The organism is Pedobacter nutrimenti, assembly GCF_032678445.1.
In the GTDB taxonomy this organism is placed as follows: Bacteria; Bacteroidota; Bacteroidia; order Sphingobacteriales; family Sphingobacteriaceae; genus Pedobacter; species Pedobacter nutrimenti_A.
In genome coordinates, this window is record NZ_JAVTSQ010000006.1 from 382417 (window position 1) to 399697 (window position 17281).

At 41.4% G+C, this 17281-nt stretch carries 14 protein-coding genes and 1 tRNA gene; 12 read left to right on the forward strand and 3 right to left on the reverse strand.

All coding sequences use genetic code 11. From position 1 onward, the window contains the following. Positions 1 to 124 precede the first annotated feature (124 nt). From R2S08_RS13145 to R2S08_RS13195, 11 genes are all read left to right on the forward strand, one after another. Entirely contained in the window at positions 125 to 1861 is a 1737-nt protein-coding gene (locus R2S08_RS13145) for a glycoside hydrolase domain-containing protein (protein WP_316835618.1), read from the forward strand. A 107-nt stretch (positions 1862 to 1968) separates the two neighbouring features. Continuing rightward, entirely contained in the window at positions 1969 to 2874 is a 906-nt protein-coding gene (locus R2S08_RS13150) for a LysR family transcriptional regulator (RefSeq protein WP_316835619.1), read from the forward strand. Between the two features lie 84 nt (positions 2875 to 2958). Further along, on the forward strand, positions 2959 to 3702 hold the full coding sequence (locus R2S08_RS13155) for a FadR/GntR family transcriptional regulator (protein WP_316835620.1): 744 nt from the start codon (positions 2959 to 2961) through the stop codon (positions 3700 to 3702). A gap of 52 nt (positions 3703 to 3754) precedes the next feature. Beyond that, a complete protein-coding gene (locus R2S08_RS13160) occupies positions 3755 to 5896 on the forward strand; it encodes a heparinase II/III family protein (RefSeq protein WP_316835621.1) in 2142 nt (713 codons plus the stop codon). A 6-nt stretch (positions 5897 to 5902) separates the two neighbouring features. After that, the gene (locus R2S08_RS13165; RefSeq protein WP_316835622.1) at positions 5903 to 6244 is read left to right on the forward strand and encodes a cupin domain-containing protein; all 342 of its coding nucleotides are present in this window, start codon (positions 5903 to 5905) and stop codon (positions 6242 to 6244) included. Positions 6245 to 6271: 27 nt separating this feature from the next. Beyond that, positions 6272 to 7144 carry an alpha/beta hydrolase gene (locus R2S08_RS13170; protein ID WP_316835623.1) on the forward strand — a complete coding sequence of 291 codons (873 nt, stop codon included), beginning with the start codon at positions 6272 to 6274 and terminating at the stop codon, positions 7142 to 7144. Positions 7145 to 7162: 18 nt separating this feature from the next. Then, positions 7163 to 8452 (forward strand): MFS transporter, encoded by a 1290-nt coding sequence (locus R2S08_RS13175; RefSeq protein WP_316835624.1) that lies wholly within the window; start codon positions 7163 to 7165, stop codon positions 8450 to 8452. Between the two features lie 2 nt (positions 8453 to 8454). Continuing rightward, positions 8455 to 9207: a 3-oxoacyl-ACP reductase family protein gene (locus R2S08_RS13180; RefSeq protein WP_316835625.1), complete on the forward strand. Its 753-nt coding sequence runs from the start codon at positions 8455 to 8457 to the stop codon at positions 9205 to 9207. An 84-nt stretch (positions 9208 to 9291) separates the two neighbouring features. Beyond that, positions 9292 to 12339 (forward strand): TonB-dependent receptor, encoded by a 3048-nt coding sequence (locus R2S08_RS13185; protein WP_316835626.1) that lies wholly within the window; start codon positions 9292 to 9294, stop codon positions 12337 to 12339. Positions 12340 to 12341: 2 nt separating this feature from the next. Next, positions 12342 to 13736, forward strand: coding sequence for a RagB/SusD family nutrient uptake outer membrane protein (locus R2S08_RS13190; protein ID WP_316835627.1), 1395 nt, complete (start codon positions 12342 to 12344; stop codon positions 13734 to 13736). Positions 13737 to 13889: 153 nt separating this feature from the next. Then, a tRNA-Lys gene (locus R2S08_RS13195) sits at positions 13890 to 13965 on the forward strand. Positions 13966 to 14076: 111 nt separating this feature from the next. Here the strand turns inward: R2S08_RS13195 and R2S08_RS13200 are convergent. Further along, positions 14077 to 14964 carry a TraB/GumN family protein gene (locus R2S08_RS13200; protein ID WP_316835628.1) on the reverse strand — a complete coding sequence of 296 codons (888 nt, stop codon included), beginning with the start codon at positions 14962 to 14964 and terminating at the stop codon, positions 14077 to 14079. A 32-nt stretch (positions 14965 to 14996) separates the two neighbouring features. Continuing rightward, positions 14997 to 15362: a helix-turn-helix domain-containing protein gene (locus R2S08_RS13205; protein ID WP_316835629.1), complete on the reverse strand. Its 366-nt coding sequence runs from the start codon at positions 15360 to 15362 to the stop codon at positions 14997 to 14999. A gap of 74 nt (positions 15363 to 15436) precedes the next feature. On the opposite strand from R2S08_RS13205, the gene R2S08_RS13210 reads away from it, so the two are divergent. Continuing rightward, positions 15437 to 16834: an MFS transporter gene (locus R2S08_RS13210; protein WP_316835630.1), complete on the forward strand. Its 1398-nt coding sequence runs from the start codon at positions 15437 to 15439 to the stop codon at positions 16832 to 16834. 42 nt (positions 16835 to 16876) lie between these two features. Here the strand turns inward: R2S08_RS13210 and R2S08_RS13215 are convergent, their stop codons facing one another. Then, positions 16877 to 17272 carry a hypothetical protein gene (locus R2S08_RS13215; protein ID WP_316835631.1) on the reverse strand — a complete coding sequence of 132 codons (396 nt, stop codon included), beginning with the start codon at positions 17270 to 17272 and terminating at the stop codon, positions 16877 to 16879. Positions 17273 to 17281 lie beyond the last annotated feature (9 nt).

Sequence of the window (17281 nt, forward strand, 5' to 3'; positions counted from 1 at the left end):
ATTTTCGCTTACAACTCCTCATCTTTCTCAATTCATCGCACTCATACCGTTAAATCAAACGGTTGCGCAACAAATATCGTCCTAAAAAAGATTAAGCCTACCCTGTAATAATTAACTTAGGCTTATGAAACGTCTTATTTTTATTTGCCTTTCCTGCTTGTGCTTCAATAATATCAAAGCCCAGGATGCAAGTTTAGCCTTGCAAAAGAAACCAGTATTAAACGCGCAAATTATTGATGATCAGTGGCGCAAAGTACCCGATGGATTAAATGTAAGTTTTGGTTCATCCAATACCCGATTTGCCAGAGAATTGCCCCCGGGAACAGCTATAGAAAAAGTATGGGAGACAAAAGCCTGGAAAGGCGAAAAAATTCATACACAATTGCTGTTATGGTCAAACAAAGATGTGAGCAACATCAGCATACAGCTTTACGATCTAAAAGATGAGCAAGGTCATTTCATCAAAAAAGAAAACATCAACGCTGGAATGGTAAAATATGTGATCACTGACGAATTTAGAGACGGTTGTGGTTATCGTAAAGCAAAAGATTTCGATTCATCCTATGTTGCAGAAGCCATTGATACCAGATTAAGCGCTACCCCACTGCAAAAAAACAATACACAACCAATTTGGGTGAGTGTAAAAATACCTGCAAGCACCTCGCCTGGCCTTTATAAGGGTGTAATCCAAATAAAAGGAGAAAAAGATTACCGCTTACCAATAACTATAAAAGTATTAAATAAAATGTTGCCCGCCCCAGGCAAATGGCATTACGATTTAGACTTATGGCAACATCCGGCAGCTATTGCCCGCGTTCATAAATTGCCCTTGTGGAGCAAAGAACATTTTTCAGCAATGAAAGCATACTACCAGATGCTGGCTGATGCAGGACAAAAAACGATTACAGCAAGTATAGTTAATGAACCTTGGGGCCATCAAACCTATGACGATTATCCAAGTTTGATTAAATGGACCAAGAAAAAAGATGGCAGCTGGACATACGACTATAGTTTATTTGACCAATATGTTGCTTTTGTAATGGAATGCGGAATTAACGAACGTATCAATTGTTACAGTATGGTGCCCTGGAAAATCGCCTTCAGCTATTATGACGAAAATCTGCAAAAGGAGGCTGTTTTTACAGATGCCATCGGCACACCAACCTATATTAATTTCTGGAAAACCATGCTGGTCGACTTTACAAAGCATTTGAAACAAAAGGGTTGGTTTAGCAAAACCTATATTGCGATGGATGAACGACCAATGGAAGCCATGAAAGCAGTGATCAAATTATTAAAAGAAACGGATAAAGGCTGGAAAATTGCTTTGGCTGGAGAATATCACCCTGAAGTAGAGCAGGATATAGACAACTATTGCATCGCTTCGAAATGGGATTTCCCGGCAGCAACGCTACAAAAGCGTAAGGAACAAGGCAAAATCAGCACATGGTATACCTGTTGTACTGAGCCGTATCCTAATGCCTTTAGTTTCTCCTCGCCAGCAGAAGGTGTTTGGATGGGTTGGTACACTGCACGTAAAAACATGGATGGTTATGTACGTTGGGCTTATAATAGCTGGACAGAAAATCCCTTAGTGGATACCCGTTTCAGGACCTGGCCTGCTGGCGATACTTACCAGGTATACCCTGGGCCACTAAGCTCCATTAGGTTCGAAAAATTAATAGAAGGTGCCCAGGACTTTGAAAAAATACAACAATTAAAAGCGCTGTACTTAAAAAGCCATCAAAGTCAAAAACTAGAAGAACTCAATAAAGCATTGGAAATTTTCGAAATAAAAGCTTTAGGAACTACCACAGCCGATCAAATGCTAAAAAAGGTTAAGCCATTACTGAACCTATAAGCAGAATTCATAAACAAGTAGCGTCTACACCAGATGGTCACTACTTGTTTATGGATTATAAAAATGATATTAATCCTATATTTGCATTCTATTTATAATAGATCTATATGGTAAATCTGGAATGGTACCGAACCTTTAAAGCAATCTACGAAACAGGCACACTTACAGGTGCGGCAGAATCCCTCTACATCTCGCAACCTGGAGTCAGCCTGCACTTAAGCTCGCTTGAATCTTATGTAGGCTATAAATTATTTGACAGGACTTCCCGCCGGATGGTCTCTACGGAAAGAGGTAAAATTCTATATAATTTTATACAAGAAGCCCTGTGTAAACTGGAAGATGCAGAACAACATTTCCATAGAAGTACAGAAAAAGACACCCCCACCATCAGCATCGGGATGTGTTTTGAAACTTTTCAAATTACACTGGAGCCCTATCTGCCAGAACTCCCCTTCAACGTGATCATCAAATTCGGTGAATATCCTCAGATGATCAGTGATTTAGATAACGGCGTTCTCGATCTGATCATTACACCACAGAAGGACAACAACAAAAACATAGAATACAGGCCATTCTCTAAAGAAACCATTGTACTGGTTGCAGGAAAAACGACAGACACTTCTGGATTTGAAGAGATAATAGATGGCGATATCAAAGAACTGGAAAAGTGGCTGAAACAACAAAAATGGTATGGAACTACTGGTGATATGGAACACCTCATCCGCTTCTGGCATGCCAACTTCTCTAAACGCCCCGATTTTAAACCCAATTATATTGTTCCTAACCTAAACTCCATTGTACGCTGTTTAACTGCAGGTGGAGGTTTAGCCATTATACCAGATTTCCTCTGCAAAAAGGAAATTGACCTGGGCGAAGTGAAACTCGTTTGGGAAGGCAGACAGAAAATTGAGAACACACTCTATTTCGGATGTAGAAAAGGAACCATCTACGGCAAAGAGATCCAGCTGATCAAGGATGTCTTTGAAAAAGAAATGGCTATGGAAATCGATTAGAAATTAAAATGTTAAATATTTCTTGGATTTTATCTTTTAATACTTAGATTTGGTTTACCAATTAATTGGTAAACCAAATATTGTATGAAGTCGTTTATAGAAACTATTAAATCTATTGAAGTAGAATCGCCGGTTGATAAGATCATTGGTCAGTTAAAACAGTTAATTACCTCAGGTCAGTTACAACCAGGTGATCGCTTGCCCGCAGAAAGAGTACTTGCCGAGAAATTTGGTGTGGGAAGAAGCTATGTTCGCGAAGCCATTTTAAAGCTGGAGTTTTATGGACTGTTAAAAACCAATCCGCAAAGCGGCACCTATGTAGCGGGGTTAAGTATCAAAGTGATGGATAGCATCATTACCGATGTAATCAAATTCAACAAAGAAGATTTTAACGCCCTTCTGGAAGCCCGTTATTACCTGGAGCTAGATGCCGTAAAACTTGCTGCAGAACGCCGTACTGAAGAAGATCTCGTGAATTTAAAGGAAGCCCTTTTAGATTATGAGAATAAGATCAACAGCGGAATGGATGCTGTAGAAGAAGATATGCTTTTTCACATCAAAATAGCCAAAGCCTCTAAAAACTCCGTCATAGAATCCATGATTCTTATTCTGATCCCCGACCTTATTAAAAACATCGTAGAGAATAAGATCTGTGGCGAAAACCGTGGTAAGGCAGCTATTCCAGAACACAGAAGCATTTTAAAAGCCATAGAAGAACAGGATATTGATGCTGCAGAGAATGCAGTGGCAGCACACCTGAATGATATGTTTCAAATCAGCAGGGCCGGCTATAATGCAAACCAACTCATCCAACCTAAAACAGACTGATATCGCCCATGATACGATAAGTATTATTTTAATATAACCATATCCATTTAAAATGATGAACTACTTTAACAAGCTGGTACTGTCCTCCTTTTGCCTTATATTTTCCGCGGCAACACTGCAAGCGCAGGTTCATCCGGCCATTATGATCACCAAATCTAATTTGCCTGCTCTTAAAAAAGGTGTCATGGATTATCCCTTACTTCAAAAATCTTATAAGAAAGTCCAGGCAGATGCAGATAAAGCCTTACTTAGCCCCATCAGTGTACCATTACCAAAAGATGGAGGCGGTGGATTTAGCCATGAGCAGCACAAAAGGAACTACACCAACATTCTAAACTGTGGTATTGCCTATCAAATTACGGGCGAACAAAAGTATGCCGATTATATCAAAAATATCCTGCTAAAATACGCCCAGGAGTATGAAAAATGGCCTTTACACCCTAAAAGGAAAGAAGGACATGAAGGAGGAAAAATATTCTGGCAAAGCCTGAATGACTTTGTATGGCAGGTATATACCATCCAGGGCTATGACATGGCCTACGACGCCATCCCCGCATCAGACCGGGCAACCATAGAAAATCACTTATTTATGCCCATGCTAAAATTCTTTACCGTAGACTGTAAACAGACTTTCGACTGGATCCATAACCATGGAACCTGGGATATCGCGGCAGTAGGCATGACAGGTTATGTATTGAATAAACCAGAATACGTTCAAATGGCCATTAAAGGCTCTAATAAAGATGGTAAAACTGGTTTTCTAAAACAGCTGGACCAATTGTTTTCGCCCGACGGTTATTATACAGAAGGCCCCTATTATCAGCGTTATGCCCTCCTTCCTTTTGTTATCTTTGCAAAGGCCATTAACAATTATCAGCCAGAGTTAAAAATATTTGAATACCGGAACAAATTGCTGTCTAAAGCCATAAATACCTCCCTGCAACTCACCTATACCGATGGGACTTTCTTTCCAGTGAATGACGCTATAAAAGATAAAACCTATCAATCTGCAGAATTGGTGTACGGTACAGACATCGCTTATGCAGATATTAAAGCGGAACCGCAATTGCTGGACATCGCACAAAAACAAGGAGAAGTCATTGTATCCGACGCAGGTTTAAAAATTGCTGCCGATCTTGCAGCCGGGAAGAGTAATCCATTTGTCTATACCCCGCAATTGATCACAGACGGCGCTAAAGGCGACGAAGGTGGAATCGCCTTACTGAGGTACGGAAATAATGACGACCAGCAATGCGTTTTGATTAAAGCCGCATCACAGGGAATGGGTCACGGCCACTTTGACCGGTTAAACCTGCTCTATTACGATAATGGAACAGAAATATTTCCAGATTATGGAGCAGCCAGGTTTATCAATATAGAAACCAAGAAAGGCGGAGATTATCTGCCAGAAAATAAAACCTGGGCCAAACAGACGGTAGCACACAACACTTTAGTGGTAGACCAGCAATCTGATTTTAAGGCCAGTGCAGAAAAAGCACAACTGGAATCTGCCGAAATCCTATATTTCAGCAACAGCAAAGACCTGCAAGTGGTAAGTGCAAAAGAAGCCCATGCTTATCCAGGGGTAGAAATGATCAGAACGTCCGCATTAGTCAAAGTACAAGGCTTGGAAAAACCACTTCTGATCGATGTTTTTCAGGCAGTTTCCAATCAGGTTCACCAATATGATCTTCCCTTTTGGTACAAAGGACACCTGGTTGATGCTTCCTTTAAATACAAAGCGGTGAGCAACAATCTACAGGCCCTGGGTACAGACAATGGCTATCAGCACATCTGGTTAAATACGGCACAAAAACTGGATAAGGCAGATGGTTATCTCACCATACTCCAAAATAAAAGATTTTACACTATCCATTTTGCTACAGATGCACCTGCAACGGTAAAACTGCTTTCACTTGGGGCCAATGACCCGGATCTGAGCCTTATAGAAAGTAAAGCTTTTATGTTCTCCCAGGAAAATGTAAAACAGCAAACCTTTTTCAGTGTTACAGAAACACATGGCAAAGTGAATTCCGTAAGTGAAACCACCACAGGAGCATCAAGCCAGGTCAGTGATCTAAAACTTCTGAATACAGATAAAAACCAGGTAAAAGTCTCCTTTAAAGTAAAGGATCGCCTGTACAATTACCAAATCAATTATACAAACAAAGAAAATTTCATAGAATTTAAATAACAGGTTATGTTACAAAGCAGTTTATTTCAAATAGAATCAGAAACACCTTGGGAAGATCTTGGAAATGGTATCCAGAGGCAAATATTTGGATACGATGACAATATCATGTTGGTTAAGGCCAAATTTGAAGCAGAGGCCGTGGGTGTGCTTCATGAACACTACCATGCACAGGTTACTTTTGTAGAAAGCGGTGTTTTTGAAATGACCATTGGTGAAGAAAAGAAAATTATAAAAAAAGGAGATGGTTTTTATGCACCACCCCATGTCATCCATGGATGTGTATGTATTGAACCAGGTGTCCTGATCGACGTATTTAGTCCACACCGGGAAGATTTCCTTAAAAGCTAAACTAACCTACATAAATATAAGCTAAAGATGAAAACCATATTTCTAATGATCTGCCTGATTTGGGCGGGGCAGCTGAGTATTGCCCAGGAATTTAAGAAAGTAAGTTACCCGGAAGGTTTTACCGAACAGTTAAACCTGGTGTACACCACCGTGAATGATTGGGAAGGAAAACTAGACCTCTACCTCCCTCCTTCGCAGAAAAAAGGCAGTCCACTGGTCATTAATATCCACGGTGGCGGCTGGAACAAAGGCGTTAAAGAATCACAAACCGGCTTTTCCGCATTCTTTAACAGAGGCTATGCCGTAGCCAACATTGAATACCGTTTAACCGGAACAGCAACTGCACCTGCTGCTGTAGAAGACACCAGGTGTGCCTTGATCTACCTCATCAGGAATGCCAAGAAATTCCATATCGATGTAAACAGAATCGTAATTATGGGCAGCTCTGCTGGTGGACATCTTGCCCTTATGGGCGGCTTACTGGAGAACAATCCGATCTTCGACAGCAATTGTCCAGGTGTAAAAAACATTAAAGTAGCTGCTATTATTGACAAGTTCGGGATCACAGATGTTTGGGACTGGGCCTATGGTCCTTATAAAACCAGTACCTCTGCAACCAGCTGGCTGGGCGACAAAGCAAAGGATCAGGAATTTGCTAAATCCGTATCTCCGCTGTACCAGGTAAAAAAGAACAGTCCGCCAACCTTCATTGTACATGGCGATGCAGATCCGATTGTCCCTTATCAGGAATCAGTGGCCTTAAAAGCCAGATACGACGAATTGGATGTTAAATGCGAATTCATGACCGTTAAAGGAGGTTTACATGGTAAATTCTCTAAAGAAGACGACGAAGAACTGACCAGAAGAATCATGGCCTTTTTAGACAGTACAGGGCTTTAAACACAGAAAGAAAGCAACATGAAGATCAAAGGATTAAGATGGTATATTATTGCGCTGATTGCTCTGGCAACCGTGATCAATTATATCGACAGAAGTGCAATCAATATCATGTGGCCCTATATCTACAAAGATTTTGGAATCGCCGATGCAGATAACAAAAGTGCGCTGGCGCTCCTCACTACATTTTTTATGATTGCTTATGCTCTGGGGCAAACCTTTACAGGAAAACTGATGGATGCCGTGGGTACACGCATCGGGATGACCATATCGATTATTGGCTGGAGCATCTCCATTGCATTACATGCCTTTGCCAGATCCTTACTTTCCTTTAACCTCTTCCGGTTTATGCTGGGCTTCAGCGAAGCCGGGAACTGGCCGGGTGCTACAAAAAGCAATGCGGAGTGGTTTCCTGCAAGAGAAAGGGCCATTGCCCAGGGTATATTTGGTGCTGGCGCCTCTCTGGGATCTGTGATCTCTGCTCCCATTATCGCACTGTTGTATGTCGCTTTTGGCTGGAAAATGACTTTTGTGCTGATTGCGGGGCTTGGATTGATTTGGATCATCCCCTGGTTGTTCATCAATAAAGCAACACCAGATAAACACAGTTGGCTTACAGAAAAGGAACGGAACCATATTTTAGATTCAGATCCAGGATCTGAAAAACAAACAGAAGAAGCACCTGTTCTTGGCTGGAAAGAACTTTTGAAATTCAGGAACACCTGGGGTATCATTATGGGCAGGTTCTTCATTGACCCGGTTTGGTGGCTCTTTGTAACCTGGCTGCCTACCTTTCTGAAAGAACAGTTCCTTTTTGACATTAAACAGATTGGCGCCTTTACCTGGCTGCCCTATCTCTTTGCAGCTGCAGGTAGTTTGCTGGGTGGTTATCATTCTTCCCGTCAAATCAAAAAAGGTATTCCAGCTGTCAAAGCAAGAAAGAATGCCATAGCTATTGGCTGTTTTTTAATGCTTCTCGCACTTGTGGCCATTCTCTATTTCCTGGATACCCTAAAAGACAGACCAGGCCTGGCCATGGTTTTAATTGGCATCACCCTATTTGGTTTTCAATTCCTCATCGGAAACCTGCAAACCTTACCCAGCGATTATTTCAATGGTAAAAATGTAGGTACCATAGCCGGAATGGGTGGTACAGCCGCTGTAGCAGGCACCTTACTCACCACCTGGGCAGTTCCCGTCATCACACAAACCAGTTATGTGTCCTTTTTTGTACTTGCCGCAGTGCTCGTACCCATCACCTGGTTCTGTGTTAAATATATAACCTCAAAAAAATACATTCTTAATTTATGAATATGCGTTTAAAAGACAAAGTAGCAATTGTAACCGGTGGATCCAGAGATATTGGCAGAGCTGTTTCCATACAACTGGCCAGACAGGGCGCTAAAGTAGTGATCAACTACCACAGCAATATAGAGAATGCCAACGAAACCCTCCACCAGATTGAAAAAGACGGCGGTGAAGCCATCATTGTAAAAGGCGACGTTACCAAATCAGCAGATATAGCGCAATTGATTGCAGAAAGCCATAAGGCTTTTGGAAGCAACATAGACATCCTGGTCAATGTAGCCGGTGGTATGGTAGCCAGAAAAGCCACCGCCGAACTTGATGAAGCTTTCTGGGACCAGGTCATGGACCTCAACCTGAAAAGCGTCTTTCTCGTTTCCAAAGCCGCCATACCCTCAATGGGCTCTGGTGGTTCCATCATCAACCTGTCTTCACTAGCTGGAAGAGATGGAGGTGGTCCTGGTGCAAGTGCCTATGCAACCGCAAAAGGGGGTATCATGACCTATACCCGCGCCCTTGCAAAAGAACTTGGTCCGAAAAATATCCGCGTTAATGCGGTGCTTCCCGGAATGATCGCTACCACTTTCCATGATACCTTCAGTAAGCCCGAAGTAAGGGTAAATGTAGCCAATGCAACTTTACTGAAAAGAGAAGGTACAGCAGAAGAAGTCGCAGACCTGGTGGTTTATCTCGCTTCTTCAGAATCCAGCTACCTCACCGGAACCAATATTGACATCAACGGAGGATTGAATTTCTCCTAAATACAAAGGGGCTGCATGAGCTTGCAGCCCCCTATAAAATAGCGCCTCGCCAGACCACAACTAACCAATATAAACCTAATCATTATGAATGCTAAAGTTTACTTTAAGAGCATTTTGCTTGCCGTACTGTGTTGTTTTTTATCAAAACAGCAGGTATATGCCCAAACTAAGGTTACTGTTCAGGGTATTGTTAAAACATCGGACGGGGCAGCTTTACCAGGCGCTTCTGTAAAAGTTAAAAACTCCAAACAGGGTACCGTAACAGATCCATCAGGCGGTTTTAACCTGACCGTTCAACCTGGGCAGGTGCTGGAAATCAATTACCTCGGTTATCAGCCGCAGTCTTATACCGCTGTAAAAAGCGAAACCATCTATATTACCCTTCTGGAGCTTCAGAATACGATGGAAACCGTAGTCGTTATTGGCTATGGTACACAGAAAAAATCATCTGTCACCGGTGCGGTAGCCAAACTGAACAATGACAACCTGAACCAGATCCCGGTAGCCAGGGCAGATCAGGCACTGACAGGCAAACTGGCAGGCGTACAAATCCAAACCACCGACGCCACTGTCGGCGCTGCCCCGGTCATAAAAATCCGTGGTGCAGCCTCTATCACAGCAGGTACAAATCCCCTGATCGTGATTGATGGCTACCCGGTCCCAACAGACCTCTCCGCCGTAGACATGAACAATGTCCAAAGTATAGAGGTATTAAAAGACGCGGCCTCAGCAGCCATATATGGTTCAAGAGGTGCCAATGGTGTCATCCTCATCACCACAAAATCCGGTAAAGATGGTAAAACCGTTTTTGGATTTAACAATGCCACTGGCTTTAAAAGCGTGTATCGCCGTTTGGATTTTCCAACGCTATCCCAATGGGCAGACCATGTCAAATCAGTAAACAATGGAAAACTATCACCAGAAATCCTTGCCGCACAGAAATTTGATGTCCCAACAGATCCGCAGGATATTGTATTCCAGACCGGTTTGTTCCAAAATACCCAGGTTAATCTGAGTGGTGGTAGCCCAACCGTAAAATACTATGTTTCCGGAGAAGCACTCTATGACAAGGGCGTTATTCTGAAAAACGACTATAAAAGATATGGCGGACAAGCCAATATCGACATCACCCCCAATAAGAAATGGAAAATTGGCATCAGCCTAACCCCTTCTTATACGGCCCAGAATACCCCTACTTATAAACTACATGACCTGCTCCGTTCCTTTGCAACCTGGCTGCCCTTATATGCAACAGACACCATTTCAAAATATACAGGCCTGCCCCTTGGCGCAATAGTCAATCAGCGTGCGTTCGATCCTTCTACAAATCCAAAATACAAAGGCATCAACCTGTCTGCAACCGCCAATAACAATGGCTATACCAATCTGGCAGGTATTGAAAACACCACTTACACCTATAAAACACTTGCCAATGCCAATGTACAATATAATTTTTCCGACGCGCTCTCTTTAAAAGTATCCGGCGGCGCATTTATCAGCAACTCCAGCACCGAGTTTTTTCAGAAATCCTGGGCAACAAGAGATCCTAACTTACAAGGAAGTGCAGTAGCACAAGCCTCCACAAAGGGTACGCTGGCCAATACACAAACCGTTGACCTTTTAAATGAGAACATCCTGAACTATGCCAAAAGCTTTGGGAAACACGATCTAAATGTGATTGCAGGCTTCACCGTACAATCCACAAAGATCAGCAGCAGCAATTCTGCAGCCACCAATTTTGCTACAGATGATATCCCAACACTAAATGCAGGAACCTTAAGTGCTTTAAGTTCAACAGAAGAACATAATGCATTGGCCTCCGCCCTCTTTCGCGCAAATTATGCCTACGACAATAAATACCTGATCTCTATCGGATCCAGATGGGATGGCAGTTCAAGATTTGGCGCCAACAACAAATGGGGCTACTTCCCTTCAGCCTCTTTGGGTTGGAGAATCAGCAATGAAGATTTCTATACCAAAGGAGCCTTTGTCAACGACCTGAAAGTCCGCGCAAGCTACGGGGCCACCGGCAACAACAACATAGGAAACTATAAAGCCTATGCCAATGTAAATACAGTTGGCGCTATTTTAGGCGATGCCACCAGCTTAGGTTTCAACTCCAGTTTTTACGACAACCCCAATTTAGGATGGGAAAGAAGTTTCAGTTTCAATGGCGGAGTAGATATGGCCTTTCTAAAAAACAGGTTTACACTCACTGTAGATGCCTATAAATCCACTACCAAAGACCTCTTATTTTTTCTGCCAATCAATACCATTACCGGAAGCAGCGGTGTATGGGTAAACAGCGGAGAAGTACAAAATCAAGGACTCGAGTTTGAATTGAATGCAAAAATTCTCGACCAGACCAATCTGAAATGGAACGTAAGTGCCAACGGCGCCACCAATAAGAATAAAGTAAACAACATCGGCAACAGCAATACCATCATTAGCGTTGGCGATCCAAAAAGACCCAATTACTTTATCGCAAAGGTAGGCAATCCATTGGTTCAGTTTTATGGCTACGAGTATGACAGCGACATCCAGGTTGGTGGCAATTACTGGCCTACCAATGTGCATTCCGACCGGATAATTGCCCGTGATATCAATGGCGATGGCGTAGTCAATGATCAGGACCGTGTTGTTTTAGGACAGCCGACCCCTAAATTTACCTGGGGCTTAACCAACAACCTGAAATATAAAAACATAGACCTGAGTTTTGTATTGCAGGGTTCGCATGGCGCAAGTGTTTTTAATGCCGATCCAAACTACTATGAAACCCAGTTCTCCGCCACCGGAACTTCCGCCTACCTCTCCCTTCCTACCGCTTTACAAGCAAAAACAAAGTATAAAACAGAAAGCCGCTATGCCATAGAAGATGCTTCTTTTATTGTACTACGGAATGTCAATATAGGCTATACTTTTTCAGATAGAGTGATGAAAGCCATTAAGGCCTCCAACTTAAGGATCTATGTATCTGCAGCGAATCTATGGTACAAATTCGCCAAAGGCTATTCAAGCTATAACCCAGAGGGCGTAAACGAATATACAGATGATCCCCTTAAAAATGGCTATCAGCGCGGTGCAGCTCCGGTAACCAGAAATATCACATTTGGTGTAAATGCTAATTTTTAATTATGAAAACGAAGATCTTCATCGCCTTAATACTTACAGTAAGTTTGGGCAGTTGCAAAAAGTTTCTGGATGAAAAACCAGTATCCAACCTGATCGAGCAAAATTATTACCGCAATACCGACGAAGTAGAAACCGGTGTGATTGCCTGTTATGATGGACTCCAAAAGGTATATGACATAGAATTTAAGCTCACAGAAATCAAGGCAGACAATACTTCTGGCGTATCTCTTGAAGGAGATTGGGGAGCCATCAAATTCTTCAGAGATGGTTCTTCCAACTTTTTCCTCCTGGATTTTTGGCAACGTTCCTTTAATACCATCGCCCGCTGCAATCTCGTGCTTAAATACCTGGACAGAGTAACCGATCCTGTAAAGAAAAAATATTTTGAAGGAGAAGTCAAATTCATCCGTTCACTCATGTACCTGAACCTGGTGAGGCTATATGGCGATGTTCCCCTCCTGACAGCTTCGATCAACTTTGATGATTTCGAAAAATTTAAACGCATCAGCAAGACCGAAGTATACAACCAAATCAAAACGGATTTACTAATCTCTGTAGATAACTGCCCTGTCAACTGGCCAACCGCGCAAGTGGCCAGGGTAACTAAAGGTGCCTCCCAGGCTTTACTGGCAAAGGTTTATCTGACCCTAAAAGAATATGTCCTGGCTAAAGCACAATTGGAGCCACTAATAGGCGCCAATTATAAAGGCAATACCTATCAGCTCAATCCAAATTATGCCGCAATATTTAGCACAGCTTCAGAAATGAGCAAGGAAATTGTATTTGCCGTTCGCTATAAAGCAAGCGCAAATGGAGAAGGAAATTCCTTTTCATACGAATACAGCAATAACGGAGATGCCCGTAATGTTAAAGCTTCAATTCCATATCAGACTTTATTTGAACCTGCAGATGTGAGAAAAGCCAGCACCTTCAATTCGGCTAATGGCTTATGTACAAAATTTCTGGACCCAACTGCACCTCAAAGAGATGCCGGCAATGATTTCCCCGTGCTCCGCTTTGCCGATGTGCTGTTGATGTATGCTGAAGTTTCCAATGAAATCCAGGCTGCACCTGATAATACTGTATTGCAGCCACTCAATGAAGTCAGAATAAGGGCAAATGCAAGTGCTTATAACCTCAGCTCCTTAGGGTCTAAAGAAAATGCAAGGGCTTTGATCTTTAAAGAGCGGAAACTAGAGTTTGGATTCGAAAACCAGAGATGGTATGACTTGGTACGAATGGATCAAGCCACCACAATTTCCATCTTGAAAGCCTACCTTACCGAAACCGGAAATCCCGGTATCGACGTACCAGCCTATAGGCTTATCTTCCCTATTCCGCAAACAGAAATTGATTTAAGCAAAGGCAATCTTACCCAAAACCCAGGTTTCAATTAATAAAGGCTGTCATGTTAAATAAAAAACCATAACACAAAACACTAATAATTAAACAATTAATAGGTTTAAAGTACAATAGGGCAATATTTTTTAAAATAAATTTAACATGGCAGCTAAATTTTTCTATCTTTGCAGCCTCTTCAAAAGGAGAATGATTCCGTAGCTCAGCTGGTAGAGCATTACACTTTTAATGTAGTGGTCCTGGGTTCGAATCCCAGCGGGATCACCAGATTCAGAATCAAAAAAAACAAAACCCTGCAGTCAAATGACCTGCAGGGTTTTGTTTTTTACAGAAACTCTAAAATCACCTATAAAATTGAAAACAAATTAAAAATGAATGTTAGCGCTTATTAAGGCTTATAGGATGCAGTGTATATCCGTACTTACGCAACAATGCAATTAACCCAGACCTATATTGCAAATGCCCTAGACCTACCGCAATAAAGCAAGAACCCTCCTTGATTTTACTAATGATCTTCGGAACCCATATTTGATTTCTTTCTACTGTGCCATCCTTAATCTCTTTAATTTTGACTTCTTCTGACAGTTTCATGTCTGCCTGCATAGATTTGATGTAAAGTGGCTCATCAAAAATTTTATCACCTCCGAGTGTATCGATATCCACTTTAGATTCAATTAAGTATACAATAAGCCTAGCCATAGACTTATAATCTGCTTTTTTCGCTGATTCTGCCATTTCAGTTGGCTCATCAAGGCCAAAAGTCTTTTTGCTCAAACTATCCATCATATAGGATTGGATGTAATCATCAAAAAAAAAGCTTTGATTCTTTGTCTGTTCATTATTAAGCATTAAAACTACCTCCAACATTCCACTCAGGGAGGCTTCATTATTATGCTGTCTAATACCACCAAAAGGAGATTTTGTAAAAAAACTATCCACCAGCAAATATTCCTTTTTTGTAAAAATAGAATCCAAGGGTGGTGTTTTAATATCTGCATCTGCAACTACTCCAATGGGATGTGCAGATTTTTCAAATATGCCGAAATTACATTTGCCAATAACCTCTTTTAATTCAGGAAAACTGTCTATAAGTTTAATACTCACAGTATGAAAAGTTCCAAATAAATATGACTTTGATTTTAGTCCACCACCCGTTATCTCCCAAAGGGCAGATTCTTTTTTCTGGGCGCGAACTAAGTTAGACGAGAACAACAATAAAACTATAACTACTTTAATTATATTTTCTAACATTAGTTTAGGGCTCATTAACAATGATTTAAAGTGTAAGTTTATATAATTCATTTACTATTCACACAATGCGTATTTCCCCATTTGTTGATCAATTCAATAATCGGAACGAGGGTTAGGCCAAGTTCAGTTAATTTATATTCTACTCTTGGTGGCGATTCAGCATAAGCAGTGCGTAAAATAATACCATCGCGCTCCAGTTCGCGCAGCTGTACGGTAAGTGTTGCCTGTGTAATATCAGGCATCATCTTTTTAAGTGTTCCAAAACGCTTAGGGCATTCCAATAAAATAGCATTCAGAATCAACAGCTTCCATTTGCCGCCGATAATACGGAGCACTTTTGTCATCGGACAGTTATATTCACCTGTTTCCTCTTTTTCAAATGGTTGCAATTCAACATTCGTATCTTTTTTCATACCTGGTATCTTTTTTTAAACTACTTGTAGTCCTGTTTAAAAGGCTTCACTTTTGCTGGCTAATTTAATTAAAAATGGACAGACAAATTTCAAAATGGTTTCTATTGACAATTATCTCTTCTTCTATTTTTTTAGCGGTAATTGATATTTTTATTGTTAATGTAGCCCTGCCCTCTATACGTAAAGGTATCAATGGTTCTGATGGAGATATCCAACTCGTTATTGCTTTATACCTGCTTGGTTATGCTGCCTTTTTAATTACCGGAGGCCGGGCGGGCGATCAATTCGGGAAGAAAAAAGTTTTTCTTTTAGGGATGATTGCCTTTACCCTTGCGTCTGCCTTTTGTGGCATTTCTCAAACGGCTTTCCAGTTAAATACAGCCCGTATGCTGCAAGGCATAAGCGCAGGTTTTATGATCCCCCAGGGCATTTCTTATATTCAGGTGCTTTTTCCAAATCCAATAGAGCGTATTAAAGCCATCAGCATTTACGGCAGCATTGCGGGTACGGCCTCTGTTATCGGGCAATTTTTAGGTGGTCTGTTACCTGATCTACATTTTGTAGTAGCGGGCTGGCGTCTCCTTTTCTTAATCAATGTACCACTAGGTTTGGCTTCTGTTTTGTTTGCAATAAGATTCCTGCCCAAACAGCGCAACCTGACCACAGAGAAATTTGATTACTCGGGTGTTGTGCTCCTCACGCTAACTTTAATGGCTTTGATCTATCCTATGATCCGTGGGCGGGAACTAGGCTGGCCAGCTTGGAGCCTGATTTGCCTCGCCGCATCAATACCATTGTTAATTTTGTTTATTTATGATCAGAAACAAAAACTCCGCCGGCAACAATCTCCTCTTATTGATATGGAACTCTTCGCTTTCAAAGATTTTAACATCGCACTTTGTGCTGTATTGTTTTATTTTATGGTACAAGATTCTTATTTTCTACTCAATGTAATCCTACTGCAAACAGGTTTTGACATTAGTTCTACCGAGGCTGGTTTGTTCTTTGTATCGCAGGGACTTGGTTTTGTGCTTGCATCACTAATTTCAATTCGCCTGGTACCCAGATATGGCAAAAAAGTGTTGCAGGCTGGTGTACTGATCATGATTGTTGCCAGCGGGGCGCACATCCTTGTATTTGATTCAGTCAACATCAACAGAATTATAGCTTATCCGGTTTTGTTTATATACGGGCTGGGTTGCGGTTCTGTACTTCCTTCGTTAATGACAATGGCTTTAAAAAGCATACCCACAAAATTTGCTGGCGCTGCTTCTGGTACTTATGCTACATTTCAGCAAACTGCTATCGCGCTCGGTATCGGGGTTATTGGCGGTTTATTCTTTTACCTGGCTGGCGAAACCCCTTCTATCATTACTTATCTAAAAGCTTATCAAACCGCCATGTTTGTCAATATGTTCCTGCTGGTTTTGGTTGAATTATTTTTGGTATTACTCCCTGAAACGAAAACTTGAACAGGGCATTACCAACCTAAGACCAAGGTCTATTGAATGTCATCAATTAAAATATGCAGCAAAGAATACTAGGCTCATATATCCCCACATAATTATGAAAAGAATATGAACTGTTGTCTCAAATAATTTACCTTTCCATAGAACAGAAGAATATCCGAAAAACTGGATAAATAATCTAAGCAGCCAAAATATGCCCAGCCCAAAGGATATTTTCTGACCAAGATGAGTATGGATAAGCTCTTCTGCCGAGGTCAGGCATAAAACGCCCATTAATAAAATAATTAAAGCAATAAAAAATGTATGCACATAAGTCATTTGCCGGTTGATTAAACTTAACGTGCTCAATTCCTTATCCCAATTGAAGTATTTGGGGAAAATGACATGAATGATTGAAAGAGGAATGAGGATGAACCCTATGATTTTAATATGAATTTCCATTCTATGGAT

Coding starts and splice junctions, on each gene's coding strand:
- R2S08_RS13145 (WP_316835618.1), top strand. CDS start 125: ATGAAACGTCTTATTTTTATTTGCCTTTCCTGCTTGTGCTTCAATAAT.
- R2S08_RS13150 (WP_316835619.1), top strand. CDS start 1,969: ATGGTAAATCTGGAATGGTACCGAACCTTTAAAGCAATCTACGAAACA.
- R2S08_RS13155 (WP_316835620.1), top strand. CDS start 2,959: ATGAAGTCGTTTATAGAAACTATTAAATCTATTGAAGTAGAATCGCCG.
- R2S08_RS13160 (WP_316835621.1), top strand. CDS start 3,755: ATGATGAACTACTTTAACAAGCTGGTACTGTCCTCCTTTTGCCTTATA.
- R2S08_RS13165 (WP_316835622.1), top strand. CDS start 5,903: ATGTTACAAAGCAGTTTATTTCAAATAGAATCAGAAACACCTTGGGAA.
- R2S08_RS13170 (WP_316835623.1), top strand. CDS start 6,272: ATGAAAACCATATTTCTAATGATCTGCCTGATTTGGGCGGGGCAGCTG.
- R2S08_RS13175 (WP_316835624.1), top strand. CDS start 7,163: ATGAAGATCAAAGGATTAAGATGGTATATTATTGCGCTGATTGCTCTG.
- R2S08_RS13180 (WP_316835625.1), top strand. CDS start 8,455: ATGCGTTTAAAAGACAAAGTAGCAATTGTAACCGGTGGATCCAGAGAT.
- R2S08_RS13185 (WP_316835626.1), top strand. CDS start 9,292: ATGAATGCTAAAGTTTACTTTAAGAGCATTTTGCTTGCCGTACTGTGT.
- R2S08_RS13190 (WP_316835627.1), top strand. CDS start 12,342: ATGAAAACGAAGATCTTCATCGCCTTAATACTTACAGTAAGTTTGGGC.
- R2S08_RS13200 (WP_316835628.1), bottom strand. CDS start 14,964: ATGAGCCCTAAACTAATGTTAGAAAATATAATTAAAGTAGTTATAGTT.
- R2S08_RS13205 (WP_316835629.1), bottom strand. CDS start 15,362: ATGAAAAAAGATACGAATGTTGAATTGCAACCATTTGAAAAAGAGGAA.
- R2S08_RS13210 (WP_316835630.1), top strand. CDS start 15,437: ATGGACAGACAAATTTCAAAATGGTTTCTATTGACAATTATCTCTTCT.
- R2S08_RS13215 (WP_316835631.1), bottom strand. CDS start 17,272: ATGGAAATTCATATTAAAATCATAGGGTTCATCCTCATTCCTCTTTCA.